The 15,487-nt window shown below is 60.2% G+C and carries 8 protein-coding genes; all 8 read left to right on the top strand.

Translation table 11 applies throughout. The features are described from left to right. Nucleotides 1-185: 185 nt before the first annotated feature. The 8 genes from ACF8C6_RS16770 to ACF8C6_RS16735 all read left to right on the top strand — a co-directional run bounded on the left by ACF8C6_RS16770 (nt 186) and on the right by ACF8C6_RS16735 (nt 15,313). The gene (locus ACF8C6_RS16770) at nt 186-1,235 is read left to right on the top strand and encodes a polyamine ABC transporter substrate-binding protein (RefSeq protein ID WP_392500609.1); all 1,050 of its coding nucleotides are present in this window, start codon (nt 186-188) and stop codon (nt 1,233-1,235) included. A gap of 115 nt (nt 1,236-1,350) precedes the next feature. Then, entirely contained in the window at nt 1,351-2,505 is a 1,155-nt protein-coding gene (gene potA / locus ACF8C6_RS16765) for a polyamine ABC transporter ATP-binding protein (RefSeq protein WP_392500316.1), read from the top strand. 23 nt (nt 2,506-2,528) lie between these two features. Further along, complete coding sequence (locus ACF8C6_RS16760) at nt 2,529-3,410, top strand: ABC transporter permease subunit (protein WP_392500607.1); 882 nt, start codon at nt 2,529-2,531, stop codon at nt 3,408-3,410. Beyond that, a complete protein-coding gene (locus ACF8C6_RS16755) occupies nt 3,407-4,285 on the top strand; it encodes an ABC transporter permease subunit (RefSeq protein ID WP_392500315.1) in 879 nt (292 codons plus the stop codon). The genes ACF8C6_RS16760 and ACF8C6_RS16755 overlap by 4 nt, the downstream gene beginning before the upstream one ends. A 239-nt stretch (nt 4,286-4,524) precedes the next feature. Further along, entirely contained in the window at nt 4,525-6,225 is a 1,701-nt protein-coding gene (locus ACF8C6_RS16750) for a ShlB/FhaC/HecB family hemolysin secretion/activation protein (protein ID WP_392500314.1), read from the top strand. A gap of 30 nt (nt 6,226-6,255) precedes the next feature. Continuing rightward, nucleotides 6,256-13,992 (top strand): filamentous hemagglutinin N-terminal domain-containing protein, encoded by a 7,737-nt coding sequence (locus tag ACF8C6_RS16745; RefSeq protein ID WP_392500313.1) that lies wholly within the window; start codon nt 6,256-6,258, stop codon nt 13,990-13,992. Beyond that, on the top strand, nt 13,989-14,306 hold the full coding sequence (locus tag ACF8C6_RS16740) for a hypothetical protein (protein ID WP_392500312.1): 318 nt from the start codon (nt 13,989-13,991) through the stop codon (nt 14,304-14,306). Before ACF8C6_RS16745 ends, ACF8C6_RS16740 begins: the two co-directional genes overlap by 4 nt. A 305-nt stretch (nt 14,307-14,611) precedes the next feature. Next, complete coding sequence (locus ACF8C6_RS16735) at nt 14,612-15,313, top strand: transposase (RefSeq protein ID WP_392500311.1); 702 nt, start codon at nt 14,612-14,614, stop codon at nt 15,311-15,313. Nucleotides 15,314-15,487: the final 174 nt, after the last annotated feature.

Raw genomic sequence — 15,487 nt, 5'->3', positions numbered from 1 at the left:
CCGTTTCACACGAGCCCCACACAGCTCCGTGGGCGGCCGGCTGGACGGATGGCACGGATGTCAGGGATTGGCAGCGAACTCATCACCACCCCTGGTCGCGCGGTGCGGCCAGCAAGATCAACAAGAAAGAGGACTGACGTGTGCGAATTTCCTTCCGCAAGACCCTGATCTCCGCTGCAGTCGTGATGGGCATGGCAGGCGCCGTTCAGGCGGCCCCGACCGTGCATATCTACAACTGGAGTGACTACATCGGTGAAACCACCCTTGAGGACTTCGAAAAGACCACCGGCATCAAGCCGAGCTACGACGTCTTCGACTCCAACGAAACCCTGGAGGGCAAACTGCTGGCGGGCCGTAGCGGCTACGACATCGTGGTGCCGTCCAACCATTTCCTCGGCAAGCAGATCAAGGCTGGCGCGTTCCAGAAACTCGACCGCTCCCTGCTGCCCAACTGGAAGAACCTGGATCCGGAGCTGCTCAAACAGCTGGAAACCAATGACCCGGGCAACCTCTACGCCGTTCCCTACCTGTGGGGCACCAATGGCATCGGCTACAACGTCGAGAAGGTCAAGGCTGCACTGGGGATCGACGAGGTCGACTCCTGGGCCGTGCTGTTCGAGCCGGAGAACCTGAAGAAGCTGAACAGCTGCGGCGTCGCCTTCATGGACTCGCCGGACGAGATGTACCCTTCCGTGCTCAACTACCTGGGTCTCGATCCGCGCAGCACCAATCCGGACGACTACAAGAAGGCCGAGGCCAAGTTGATGGAGCTGCGTCCTTACGTGACCTACTTCCACTCCTCCAAGTACATCGGCGACCTGGCCAACGGCAACATCTGTATCGCTTTCGGTTACTCGGGTGACGTGTTCCAGGCCGCTGCGCGCGCCGATGAGGCGGGCAAGGGCATCGAGATCGCCTACAGCATTCCCAAGGAAGGCGCCAACCTGTGGTTCGACCTGATGGCCATCCCGGCCGATGCTCCGAACCCCAAGGAAGCCCATGCCTTCATGAACTACGTGCTGGACCCGGCCGTCATCGCGCCGATCAGCGACTACGTGGGCTATGCCAACCCCAACCCGGCTTCCGACAAGCTGATGGACCAGGAAGTGCGTAACGACCCGTCCATCTACCCAAGCCCGGAAGTCATGAGCAAACTCTACATTTCGACCGAGTTGCCGCCGAAGATCATGCGCCAGATGACCCGCAGCTGGACCAAGATCAAGTCAGGCAAGTAAACGTAGTTGAAGCAAACCGTACGGCAGGTCGGGCCTGTCGTACGGGCCCGCTGTGCCAGGCGCAGCAGATTTAATTCGGGCCCCATGGCCCACTTTTTCCCGGGAGTTTTTGGAAATGGCAGTCGCCTCCAGCGCCTACAAGAAAGCCCTTGAGGGCAGCCAGCAACCCAAAGAGGTGTTGGTCAAGATTGATCGCGTGACGAAGAAGTTCGACGAAACCATCGCCGTCGACGATGTCTCGCTGACCATCAACAAGGGCGAGATTTTCGCCCTGCTCGGCGGCTCCGGCTCCGGCAAGTCGACCCTGCTGCGCATGCTTGCCGGCTTCGAACGGCCGACTGAAGGGCGCATTTTCCTCGATGGCGTGGATATCACCGACATGCCGCCGTACGAACGCCCGATCAACATGATGTTCCAGTCCTACGCACTGTTCCCGCACATGACCGTGGCGCAGAACATCGCCTTCGGCCTCAAGCAGGACAAGCTGCCGCAGGCCGAGATCGACGAGCGCGTGGCCGAGATGCTCAAGCTGGTGCACATGACCCAGTACGCCAAGCGCAAGCCGCACCAGCTGTCCGGTGGCCAGCGTCAGCGCGTGGCCCTGGCCCGCTCCCTGGCCAAGCGCCCCAAACTGCTGCTGCTCGACGAGCCGATGGGCGCGCTGGACAAGAAACTGCGTTCGCAGATGCAGCTGGAACTGGTGGAAATCATCGAGCGCGTGGGTGTGACCTGCGTGATGGTGACCCACGACCAGGAAGAGGCCATGACCATGGCCCAGCGTATCTCCATCATGCACCTGGGCTGGATCGCCCAGACCGGCAGCCCGATCGACATCTACGAGACCCCGGCCAGCCGTCTGGTCTGCGAGTTCATCGGTAGCGTCAACCTGTTTGACGGTGAGATCACCACCGACGAGGCCGACCACGCCATCATCACCTGCCCGCAGCTGGACAAGCCGATCTACATCGGCCACGGCGTCAGCACCCGTGCCGAGACCAAGGCCGTCAGCTACGCCCTGCGTCCCGAGAAGCTGCTGATGGCTACCGCACTGCCGGATGACCACGAGCACCCCAACTACAACTGGTGCAACGGCACCGTGCATGACATCGCCTACCTTGGCGGCCACTCGGTCTACTACGTCAAGCTCACCTCCGGGCAGATCGTGCAGTGCTTCATCGCCAACGCCGAGCGGCGCGGCAAGCGTCCGACCTGGGACGACGCCGTGGTGGTGTACTGGGAAGACGACAGCGGCGTGGTACTGCAATCATGAAAATCGGCAAACTGAAACGCTACCTGCCCACCGGGCGGCATGCCGTTATCGGGGTGCCGTTCTTCTGGCTGTTCCTGTTCTTCCTGCTGCCGTTCTTCATCGTTCTGAAGATCAGCTTCGCCGAAGCGGACGTCGCCATCCCGCCTTACACCGAGATCTACAGCTGGGCCGATAACCAGCTATCGATCTTCCTCAACCTGGGCAACTACGTCTTCCTCAGCGAAGACGAGCTGTACCTGGCGGCCTACCTCGGCTCGCTGAAAATGGCCTTCATCAGCACCGCGCTGTGCCTGCTGATCGGCTATCCGATGGCCTACTCCATCGCCCGTGCCAGCAAGGAAGCACAGACCGTGCTGCTGCTGCTGATCATGATGCCGACCTGGACCGCGATCCTGATCCGTGTCTACGCCTGGATGGGCATCCTCAGCAACAACGGCCTGCTCAACAGCTTCCTGCAGACCATCGGCGTGATCGACGCGCCGCTGCAGATCCTCAACACCAACCTGGCGGTCTACATTGGCATCGTCTACTCGTACCTACCGTTCATGATCCTGCCGCTCTACGCCAACCTGGTGAAGCACGATCACAGCCTGCTGGAAGCGGCGTCCGACCTGGGTTCGAGCAACTTCAACAACTTCTGGAAGATCACCGTGCCGCTGTCGAAGAACGGCATCATCGCCGGCTGCATGCTGGTGTTCATTCCGGCGGTGGGCGAATTCGTCATCCCCGAACTGCTGGGCGGTCCGGAGACCCTGATGATCGGCAAGGTGCTGTGGCAGGAGTTCTTCAACAACCGCGACTGGCCGGTGGCCTCTGCCCTGGCGGTGATCATGCTGCTCATCCTCATGGGCCCGATCATCTGGTTCAACCGTAACCAAGCGAAAGAGATGGAGGGCCGCGCATGAAACGCTGGAGTTTCTCTACCGTGATGCTCTGGGTAGGCCTGACCTTCATCTACCTGCCCATGCTGATCATGGTCATCTACTCGTTCAACGCCTCCAAGCTGGTGACCGTGTGGGGCGGCTGGTCGGTGAAGTGGTACGTCGGCCTGCTCGACAACAGCCAGCTGATGGGCTCGGTGATGCGCTCGCTGGAGATCGCCCTGTACACCGCGATTGCCGCCGTGGCGCTGGGCACTCTGGCCGCCTTCGTGCTGACCCGGGTGACCCGCTTCAAGGGCCGCACCCTGTTCGGTGGCCTGGTCACCGCGCCGCTGGTCATGCCCGAGGTGATCACCGGTCTGTCCCTGCTGCTGCTGTTCGTGGCCATGGCCCAGCTGATCGGCTGGCCGCAGGAGCGTGGTCTGGTGACCATCTGGATCGCCCACACCACCTTCTGCTCGGCCTACGTGGCCGTGGTGGTGTCGTCGCGTCTGCGTGAGCTGGACCTGTCCATCGAGGAAGCGGCCATGGACCTGGGCGCCAAGCCGTGGAAGGTGTTCTTCCTGATCACCATCCCGATGATCGCCCCGTCCCTGGCAGCCGGCGGCATGATGTCCTTCGCCCTGTCGCTGGACGACCTGGTGCTGGCCAGCTTCGTCTCCGGTCCGGGCTCGACCACCCTGCCGATGGAAGTGTTCTCCGCCGTGCGCCTGGGCGTGAAGCCGGAGATCAACGCGATCGCCAGCCTGATCATCCTGACCGTGTCGATCTTCACCTTCTTCGCCTGGTACTTCGCCCACAAGGCCGAAGAGCGCCGCAAGCGCGCCATCCAGCAAGCCATGGAGTCGATGGCCGAAGAAGCCTCCAGCTCCAACTGGAAACCGGCTCAGGCTGCCTGAGTCTGTTGCTGAAACGAAAATGGCCACCCGAAGGTGGCCTTTTTCGTTCATGGACTGCGGGTCGCTTTAGCCTGGGCTTACCAGGTAATTTCCTGAAAAATACATGCAGCCTCAGGGCGTGACAGAAATCACGATTCACTCTTTTCAACGAGAAAGATTCTTGCCTGACACACCGCGGATATAAAAAATGCGCATCCGTTTTGATGTCGGATTGCCAGTAATGGCCAAGGATTGGTCGCATGCGTGGGTTGTATCTCGCTGTCGTTGCTTCAAGTCTGCTTCCCTTTGCCGCTGTTCTGGCGGCCCCTGATATCCGCCCTCTACCGGGCGAGCGCGACCTGATTCGCGATCGCCAGGAGCGTTTGCTCGAAGAACAGCGCAAGCGCCTCGAAGAGCTGCAGCAACTGCCTGGTCACGAGGCCCCCATACAGCCAGTTGCGCCGGCCACAGATCAACGCTGCTTCGAGATCAAGAGCATTCGCCTGCAAGGCGTCAGCCTGCTCTCGGCGCTTGAGCAGCGCGAACTGCTCAAGCCCTTCCTGAATCGCTGTCTCGGCAGTGGCCAGCTCAACGAGCTGCTCAAGGCCGTCACCCAGCGCTATATAGACCGCGGCTACGTCACCTCACGCGCCTACCTGCCACAGCAGGACCTGAGCGACGGCGAGCTGGATGTGCTGGTGATCGAAGGTCGCCTGGAAGGGCTGGACAGCTCGGTCATCGCCAGCGATCGCGAACTGGCCATGAGTTTTCCCGGCACACTCGGCGAGCCGCTCAATCTGCGCGAGCTGGAGCAACTGGTCGACCAGCTCAACCGCCTACCCTCGCGCCCCGCGCAACTTGAGCTGGTGCCCGGTGCCGAGGCCGGCGGCAGCCGCGTGCAGCTCAAGGGCGAACCGAGCAAGCCCTGGCATGCCTCCATCAGCCGGCACAACGACGGCGACGTCAGCACCGGCGAGCAGCAGTGGGGTATCGGCCTGGACTGGGACAGCCCGCTGGGCCTGGCCGACCAGCTCAGCCTGCGCGGCGGCCTGGATGCGGTGAGCGACGAGTTCCGCCACTCCGACAATCAGAGCCTCTACTACAGCCTGCCCTACGGCTGGTGGACCTTCAGCTACAGCTACAGCCAGAGCTACTACCGCAACCAGACCGAAGGCTCCGGCTTCGTTTTCGAGATGGACGGCGAGAGCCGTACCCATGCATTGCGTGCCGAACGCCTGCTGCATCGCGATGCGCTGAGCAAGACCAGCGTCAACTTCGGCCTCAGCCACCTGCGCACCCGCAACTACATCGACAACGCGCTGATCGACGTCTCCAGCCAGCGTCTGTCGGAGACCCAGCTCGGTTTCAACCACGGCCGCCGCATCGGCAGTGCCTTCGTCAACGCCGATATCGGCTGGCAACAGGGTGTCGGTGCGCTGGATGCGCAGAGCGAAGGCGACCCGCTGCCGGGCGAGCCGGTGGCTCGCTACAACAAATACAGCCTGACCCTCAGCTACCTGCAGCCCTTCCAGTTGCTGGGCGAATCCTTCAGCTTCGACAGCCTGGCCAACGGCCAGTGGAGCGAGGATGTGCTGTACAGCCCGCAGCGCATCAGCATTGGCGGCTTGGCCTCAGTGCGCGGGTTCAAGGAACAGTCGCTGTCCGGCGACAGCGGCGGCTACTGGCGCAACCAGCTGCGCTGGAGCCGTCCCGTGACCTGGGCACCCCTGCAACCCTATCTGCGCGAATACGGCATCGCCTTCGCCTACGACCTCGGGGTCATCCATGGCGAGCGCTACAACCCCGAGCTACGCGGGCGCCTGTCCGGCAATGCCTTCGAGTTCAGCGTGCGAGGCCAGCACCTGGCCGCCAGCCTGACTCTGGCGCGCTCGCTGGAGCGGCCCGCGGTGATCGAGAACCGCGAGCACCCGCTGTATTTCCGCGTCGATCTTTTCTTCTGATTTCGCTTGTTGTTGGCAGGAGCTTCTCACATGGACGTCCGCAGCCCATTCTTCCAGAACATCGCCGCCGCCCTGGCCGGCATCCTGTTCCTCAACCCGATCATGGCCGCAGCGGCCCAGGCCACACTGGCCTCGGCTAACGGCAATACCGAGGTGGCCCAGGCTGGTAATGGCGTGCCGGTGGTGAACATAGCTACGCCCAATGGCAACGGCCTGTCGCATAACAAGTTCAATCAGTACAACGTCGGCCAGCAGGGGCTGATCCTCAACAACTCCACGGCCAAGACCCAGAGCACCCAGCTTGGCGGCATCATTCTCGGCAACGCCAACCTCAAGGGGCAGGCTGCCAAGCTGATCCTCAACGAGGTCACCGGCGGCAGCCCCAGCCAGCTGCGCGGCTACACCGAAGTGGCCGGCCAGAAGGCCCACGTGGTGGTGGCCAACCCCAATGGCATCACCTGCAACGGTTGCGGCTTCATCAACACGCCACGCGCCACCCTCACCACCGGCAAGCCGATCATCGAGGGCGGCCGCCTGGATCGCCTGCAGGTCGAGGGCGGTGCCATCAGCATCGAAGGCCAGGGTCTCAACGCCAGCAACGTCGACCAGTTCGACCTGATCACCCGCAGCGCCAGGATCAACGCCGAGCTGCACGCCAACAAGCTCAACATCATCACCGGCGCCAACGATGTCGAAGTTGCCGACCTGACCGTCAGCAAGCGCGCAGCCAACAAGGCGGACGAGCCGCAGCTGGCCATCGACAGTTCGGCGCTGGGTGGCATGTATGCCGGCGCGATCCGCCTGGTGGGCACCGAAGCCGGCGTCGGCGTGAAGCTGGCCGGCAACATGGCGGCCAGCGCGGGCGATATCCAGATCGATGCCAGCGGCCAGCTGAGCCTGGCGCAGACGGTTGCCAGCGGCAGCGTGCGCATCGCGGCCGATAACCTGGAAGCCAACGGCAAACTCTATGCCGGCAACAGCATCAGTGCCCAGGTCGACGGCCAGCTGCGCAACCAGCAGAGCCTGGCGGCGCGCAATAGCGTCACGCTGGGGGCCGACGAACTGGTCAACCGCGGGGTGGTCGAGGCCGGGGTCAATCCGGACGGCAGCCGCAACGCCAGCGGCGACCTGAGCATTACCGCCCGCGAGCTGGACAACCGCGACGGGACTCTCGCTGCCAGCCGCCAACTGCAGGCCAAGGCCAGCGAGGCCCTGGACAACCAGGGCGGCACCCTGAGCGCCGGCAGCCAGGCCAAGGTGAGCAGTGCCAGCCTGGACAACCGCGGCGGCCGAGTGCTGGCGCAGGGAGAACTGACAGTCACCACCGACGCCCTGGACAACAGTGGAGAGGGCCTGGTGTACGGTCAGCAGCGCGTTGCAGTGCAGACCGGCACCCTGGACAACCGCACCGGCCAGATCTCCAGCAAGGGCCAGGCCGAGGTCGTGGCGACCAGCCTGGACAACCGTCAGGGCAGCCTGGTCAGCGAGGGCGGCGTGGCCGTCGAAGCGCAGAGCCTGGATAACCGTGGCGGCCTGGTTTCCGGCTGGCAGGGCCTTGAGGTCGAGGGCGGCACGCTGGACAACTCGGCCAGTGGCACCCTGTCGAGCAAGAGCGGTGCACTGACGGTCCGACTGCAGGGCGAGGTGAACAACAGCGGCCAAGGTGCGCTGGTCAGCAAGGGCGACCTCAGGGTTCAGGCGGCCAGCCTGGACAACAGTGCCGCCGGCGTCATCTCTAGCCAGGCCAGGGTCGAGCTGGCATTGAATGACAGGCTGGTCAACCAGAGCGGCCTGGTCAGCAGCCAGGGCGACCTGCAGATCGAGGCAGCCGAGATCGACAACCGCAGCGGCGAGATCGGCAGCGGCGGCAACCTGCTGCTGCGCGGCAATGGCCTGGACAACGGTTCCGGCAGGCTGATCGCCGAGGGCGGTTTCACCCTGGAGCTACTCGGCCTGCTGAACAACGCGGGCGGCCAGTTGGCCAGCGCCGGCAACCTGCTGCTGAGCAGCGGCAGCCTGGATAACCGCGGCGGCCAGCTGGCCAGCCAGGGGCTGCTGGAGCTGCTGACCGGTGACCTGGACAACTCGGCGGGCGGCACCCTGGCGGCTCGCGACCGGTTGCAGATCACCGCCAGCGGGCAACTGGACAATGGGCAGGACGGCCTGATCTACAGCGAACGCGACAATGTCGAGATCGCCGCCGCCGGCCTCGACAACAGCGCCGGCAGCATCACCAGCAAGGGCCAACTCGGCCTGACGCTGGATGGCGCGCTGAACAACCGGCAAGGCACCCTGCAAAGCGCAGAGGGCGATCTAGACATAACCGCCGCCAGCCTGGACAACAGCGACGCGGGCCTGCTCGCCAGCCTGGGTGGCTGGTTGCGTCTGCAACTCAGTGGCCTGTTCGACAACCGCGACGGCACCGCCCAGGGCGAGAGCCTGGAGGTCGTCAGCGGCGATCTGCACAACGACGGCGGCCACCTCTCCGCCACCCTCGGCGATGCCAACATCAGCGCCGACGCGGTGGAGAACGGCTCCGGCGGGCTCTTCGCCAAGGGCCTGCTCAGCGTGATCGCCGACAGCTTCGGCAACCAGGGCAGCGGCACCGCGGACGAGCAACGCGGCAAGGTGGCCGCACAGCAGATCGACTTCGGCCTGAGCGGCGCGCTGAACAACCGCTACGGCCTGATCGAGAGCGGCAGCACCCTGACCATCGAGGCCGCCAGCCTGGACAACAGCCAAGGCAAGCTGCGCGCCATCGGCAGCACGGGCGAATCGCTGATCGATGTGGGCCTGCTGGACAACCGTTCCGGGCTGGTGGAAATCGGCAACAGCGTGCTGCGCCTGCAGCTAGACGACCTCAAGAACGCGGGCGGCGAGATTCGCCATACCGGCAGCGACAACCTCGCCCTGGCCTCGGCGCGGGCCATCGCCGCCGGCGGCACCCTGGCCACCAGCGGCGAGCTGAACATCAGCGCGCAAAGCTGGACCAACAGCGGCATCCTCCAGGCCGCCCGCCTGCTACTCAACGTCAACCAGTTCAACCAGACCGCCAGCGGCCAGCTGCTGGCCGGCGAAGCCCTGACCGCCACTGGTGGTAGTTGGATCAACAACGGCGTGATCGCCAGCGACGGCGACCTGAGCCTCATCCTGAGCGGCGCCTATAGCGGTAGCGGCAAGCTCACCAGCCTCGGCGACCTGACCCTCAAGGCCGCCAGCCTCACCCTCGGCAGCACCGGGCGCATCAGCGGCGGCGGCCTGACCGACATCGACATCGACGGCATCCTGGCCAACAGCGGCAAGATCACTTCGGCCAAGGATCTGAAGGTCGCAGCCGCCACCCTGAACAACTACGGCACCCTGGGCAGCGGCGAGAACCTGCGCCTGGGCGCCAGCAACCTGCTCAACGACCGTGGACTGATTTTTAGCGGCGAAGATATGGCGCTGCGGGTGAATAACTTCATCAATAGCTATGCCGATGTTTACAGCCTAGGCAAGCTGAGCCTGGCTAAGGACGACGCCAACAATCACTCCAGCCTGCTGGAGAATATCTCGGCGACGATTGAGAGCGCGGAAGACATGAGCTTGCGCGCGGTCTTTCTGGTCAACCGCCGGGATGTAATCGAGGTCGGCGAACGCAAGGTATCCGGCGATATTCGTTACAGCTGCAGTAACTGCGAGGGCTCTAACTACGACCTTTGGTACTACGTCACTGAAGTCTATGAGACCTATGTCAAAGCCAACTCGCCGAGCTCGTCGATCATGTCGGGAGGAAAGCTGGGGATCGACGCCGTTGGATTGGCTAACAAAAGCAGTTTGGTTTCCGCCGTCGGTGACATTGATATCAAGGCCCTGAACTTCTCTAACGAAGGTGTGGCGTTAGAGAGCGTCACTCATCAAAGCCGCTACAAGAACCCCGCCGATTCGGAAAGCGGCAGCGTATTCATCGGGCTAGTCAGCCCAGGCGGCGACCTGTATGAGTACAACAAGTACAACGCCCGCTATCTGCACAGCTATGTCGACGAAAATGGCAACTATTACTACAAGCGCCTGAATGAGATCACTGATGTCCTGAACCCGGACTTCGACCTGTCGCGCAATGTCCCTGTACCGGCCAAGATCCTGTCTTATGGCGTCTGGGAGTCGCGTCAGACTGCGACCCAAACCGGTGTTGGCGCACAGGCGGTGATCCAATCCAGCGGCAAGGTCACCATCAACGCCAGCGAGTCCTTCAATAACAGCGTGATCAAGGTCAACGCCCCGGTCGGCCTCGGCGCGGACCGCACCGGCTCAACCGTCGGCCAGGGCACGGGCGCGACCTTCCTGTTCCACCTCAACAGCCAGCTACCGCCAGACCTGGCACAGAAACAGATCAATCCCCTGAGCCTGCCGGGCTTCAGCATTCCCCAGGGCGAGAACGGCCTGTTCCGCCTGAGCGGCACCGGCGGAGCACAGAGCCAGACAGTGGATGGCGTTGCAGCGGCATCACTCAGCAGCCGCCAGCCGGGCGCCCATCGCTATCTGATCGAGACCAATCCGGAACTGACCAACCTCAAGTCCTTCATGGGCTCCGATTACCTGCTCGGCCTGCTGGGCTACGACCTGGACAAAGTCAGTCAGCGCCTGGGCGACGGCCTGTTCGAGCAGCGCCTGATGCGTGAAGCGATAGTCGCGCGCACCGGCCAGCGCTTCCTCGCCGGCCTGACCAGCGACGAGGCGATGTTCAAGTACCTGATGGACAACGCCGTCGCCAGCAAGCAGGCGCTCAACCTGTCGCTGGGCGTCAGCCTCACCGCCGAGCAGGTCGCAGCTCTGACCCACGACATCGTCTGGCTGGAAGAGCATGAGGTAATGGGCCAGAAGGTGCTGGTGCCGGTGCTTTATCTGGCGCAGGCCGAAGGCCGCCTGGCCGCCAATGGTGCGCTGATCCAGGGCAGGGACGTCAGCCTGATCGGCGGTGCCGAGCTGAACAACCAGGGCACTTTGCGCGCCAGCGACAACCTCAGCATCACCGGGCGCAATATCGTCAATGCCGGCGGTCTGATGGAAGCAGGCCAGCGTCTTGACCTGCTGGCCACCGACAGCATCCGCAATGCCCAGGGTGGCATCATTAGCGGGCGCGATGTCAGCGTTACTGCTGTGATGGGGGATGTGATCAACGAGCGAAGTATCGCGACATACAATGATCACAGCACTAACTTTGGTTATGGTCAGTGGTCAAGAGACTTTGTCGATAATGCGGCTCATATAGAGGCCGGTGACAGTCTGAGTATATCTGCGGGTAGAAACATCGCGAATGTCGGCAGTGTAATGAGTAGCGGTGGCGACATCGTGTTGGATGCTGGACAAGATGTGGTGATTGCTGCAGCCGAGAGAAATTTTGATTTCAATAGCGGACGTGATTACACCATTTCTCAGACAGATCAGTTTGGCGCACAAATTAGTGCGGGTCGTGATGTGACAATAAATGCTGAGCGGGATATCGCTGTAGTCGCGAGTGATGTAGAGGCGGAGCGAGGTATCGCTATGCTTTCCGGTCGTGATGTGACGATATCTTCAGCTGCCAACGAGGATCACTTCTACTCCAAGGGCGACGACACCACCCGCCAAGAAAATCATGTTAGGCAGGAGAGTAGCGATATCAAGGCTGGCGGTGATTTATACATCAGCTCTGATCGGGATCTCACTTTCATTGCCAGTAATGCTGAAGCAGGTGGAGAGGCTTATTTGGTTGCTGGAGGCAATCTTTCCGTTCTTGCGGCTCAGGACAGTGACTACAGCCTGTTTGAGGAGGAGAAGGATGGTTCATGGGGAAGTAGTGAGTATCAGCGTGATGAGGTCACTGATATTCGTAATATTGGCAGCACTATAAAGGCGGGCGGTGATGTCACTTTGGTTAGCGAGGGTAACCAGCACTATCAAGGTGCGCGCATCGAGAGTGGAGGTGATCTGACTCTGGATAGCGGCGGCAATATATTCTTTGAGGCCGTCAAGGATTTACATCAAGAAAGCCATGACGAGAGCGACAGCAGCTGGGCCTGGAATTCCTCATCTGGAGAAGGCCGTACGGACGAGTCATTGCGGCAGAGCGTGCTTATCGCTAAAGGCGATGTGCTGATCAAGGCGGCAGAAGGAATACAGATTGATATAAAAAACATCAATCAGAAAACCGTAACGCAGACAATCGATGCCATGGTACAGGCAGATCCTGAGTTAGCCTGGCTCAAAGAGGCTGATATACGCGGCGAAATAGATTGGAGGAAAGTCAAGGAGCTACACGACAGCTGGGACTATGAGCATTCTGGACTGGGCGGCCCAGCGATGATGATCATTGCCATCATTGTTACCTATCTGACATGGGGCGCGGGTAGCTCGCTGGTAGGTGTCGCTTCGAACAGTGCAGCAGGTGTTGCTGCTAACTCGGTGGTTAGCGCGGTTGCTGTTAATGCAACAACTAGCACAATTAACAACAAGGGCGATCTATCCGCGGTAGTTGAAGATGTTACTTCGTCGGATGCCATCAAGGGCTATGTTACTGCAGGTATTAGTGGTGGCCTTGGTGGTACAAATATAGCTCTCCAGCTAGCGGTCAATTCTGCCCTGGATACTGCTCTCCGCGGCGGCAGTTTCAAGGATAACCTTGTGGATGGTGCTCTCCAGCTGGCGGCGAGTGCAATTGCAGGAAGCATCTACGGGCAGGTCGGTGATAGTCTCAAAGGCACAGGCATTGCCACCAAAACTGCTGTTCACGCGATAGTTGGCGGACTTATTGCGGAAGCTGCTGGTGGCGACTTCAAGACGGCAGCTTTAGCGGCAGGTGCTAACCAACTGATCTTGGATCTGGTTGGGGATAAGATATTTCCCGGAGAGGCGCACGATCGTGTAGTGGCGATGACATCGCAGCTTATAGGTATTGTGGTTGCCGATGCAGCAGGAGGAAGCACGAAGGACCAAGAGGTCGCCGGCTGGGTTAATGTTCAGGCGACTTTGAACAACTACCTTAATCATGACGAAGTGGACAAGCTTGCTGAGGAGCTGATTCAGTGTCGCTCTAAAGCGGATCCGCAGGCGTGTCGCACCCAAGTTAAAACAGATTTTGAAACCGTGAGCGGGACGAAGACAGGGATCGACTTGTCCGGCTGCAAACGGGGCGGCGAACAGCTCTGTCTAGACCAGTTGAACGCTGCCGAAGCTGGTACTACGGCTTTAGATAAGTACTTGGAACTGGTCAGCTTCTCCGACGAGGAGAGGGCGATCATGGAAGACTTCCAGGCGATAAATGAGTCCGATGAGCGGATTGCTTATACAGAGTGGTTGCGTCCATTTTGGGAGGGGTCAGGTGCTGCCGCTGGGGTCTTAGGTGGGGTTGTAGCTGTAGCGGGGAAGGGGAAATCAACGGCTACTACACTGATTGATGAGGCAAAAGGAATACTTACACCGAAAGATTTTCCTGACGTCTCCACCAAGATAAGCCAGAAGCAGCTTCGCCATATTGCTGGAACACAACAGCTTGAGGCACGGGGAGGCGGTGGTTTCTTAAACAGTGTCTCTGATGCTCAAAAAGTGCTTGATGCCTACCATGCCGGCCAAGTGAAAATCCTAGGGAGAAATGCCCAGGGATTCCCGGTAGTCAAATTTGAGGGCATTACTGGAACCAACGTTAATCTCGGTGTTGGTATAACTGATCAGGCGACCAATGTATTTATTATTAAGGGCACAAAGAGCCCGAGTATTGTTCCTACAAATCCAAACTGGAGCCCCAAATGAGTAGTCAGCCAGCGTTGGAAGAATGGAATTTTCAAGTGTTAATGCTCATTCAAGCGTTGGTAGGTGCGGTATCTGCCAATTTTAGAATGGTTGCATTGCTATGGGATGGTGGCGAGTGGGTGTTGAGGTTTTATCTTGAAGAGAGCAACGAAGAGGACGTTGAGGAGATTGAGGATGTTGTTTGCCAATATACGGCATATCAGGGCTCTAGTTTGCGATGCAGGTCTGAGTTGATCGTAGGGCGTGAACGCCTTCCGGGGCTTTCGGAGGTGGGCAGGGTTGTATACCGTCGCAGAGAGTCTTTTGATATTTAGTTGGCGCATAAACGCACATAAACGGGGACACCTATAACAAGAACAATAGGGGACAGACCACGTTTCCAGCCCCCTCCTCTACCTGAATAGTTCTCGTCTAGTCTGAACTCGTTGCAAATGGAAAAAGGAGTTTCCAATGCCGCGTCGAGCCCGTGTGCTGTTGCCTGGGGTACCACTGCATCTGATCCAGCGGGGCAACAATCGGTAATGGTAATAGGGGACAGACCACGTTTTCTGACCCCGTCTTTTGCCTGAATAGATCTCGTCTAGTCTGAACGCGTCGCAAATGGAAAAAGGAGTTTCCAATGCCACGTCGAGCGCGTGTCCTGTTGCCTGGAGTGCCGCTACACCTGATTCAACGGGGCAACAATCGATCTGTCTGCTTCTTTGCCAATGAAGATTACCTGTTCTATCTGGAGTGTCTGGCGGAGCAGGCGCGTAAACATGGCTGTGCCATCCACGCCTGGTGTCTGATGACCAACCACGTTCATCTGCTATTGACGCCGAGCAGAGCGGACAGCGTTGGTTTGTTGATGAAGGGGCTAGGGCAGCGCTATGTGCAATACATCAATCGCACCTACCGGCGAAGCGGTACGTTGTGGGAGGGCAGGTTTCGTTCCTGTCTGGTTCAGGATGAAGGCTACTTGCTTGCCTGCTATCGCTACATCGAGATGAACCCGGTGCGTGCTGGCATGGTGACGCACCCGGCAGAGTATCGCTGGTCAAGTTATCGGGAGAATGCTCAGGCGGAACAACGTGCGCTGACCAAGCCCCATAGCTCGTATGAGATGTTGGGTAAGGACTGGCAGGCACGAGCGGCGCACTATCGAGAGCTGTTCCGACACGAGCTTGATCCCGGCCTTGTAGACGAACTCCGTTCGGCGACTAATGGTAACTATGTTTTCGGTAACTCAAGGTTTGCCGAGGAAATTGAGAGGACGTTGGGTCGTAGGGTGGTTCCTGGTAAACCTGGTCGGCCAAAGACGCAACCAGCAGACCATCAATAGATCAACGGATGACTTGAAATTATGGTCTGTCCCCTATTTCGTAGCCATGGAGTCGATGGCCGAAGAAGCCTCCAGCTCCAACTGGAAACCGGCTCAGGCTGCCTGAGGTAGTCGAGACGAATGAAAGGGCCACTTCGGTGGCCCTTTTGCTTTCTGGCCTGGTGCTCGGCCCTG

Origin of the sequence: Pseudomonas sp. zbq_18 (assembly GCF_043102245.1) — a bacterium.
GTDB lineage: Bacteria > Pseudomonadota > Gammaproteobacteria > Pseudomonadales > Pseudomonadaceae > Aquipseudomonas.
This window is presented reverse-complemented; position numbering and strand designations above follow the sequence as displayed.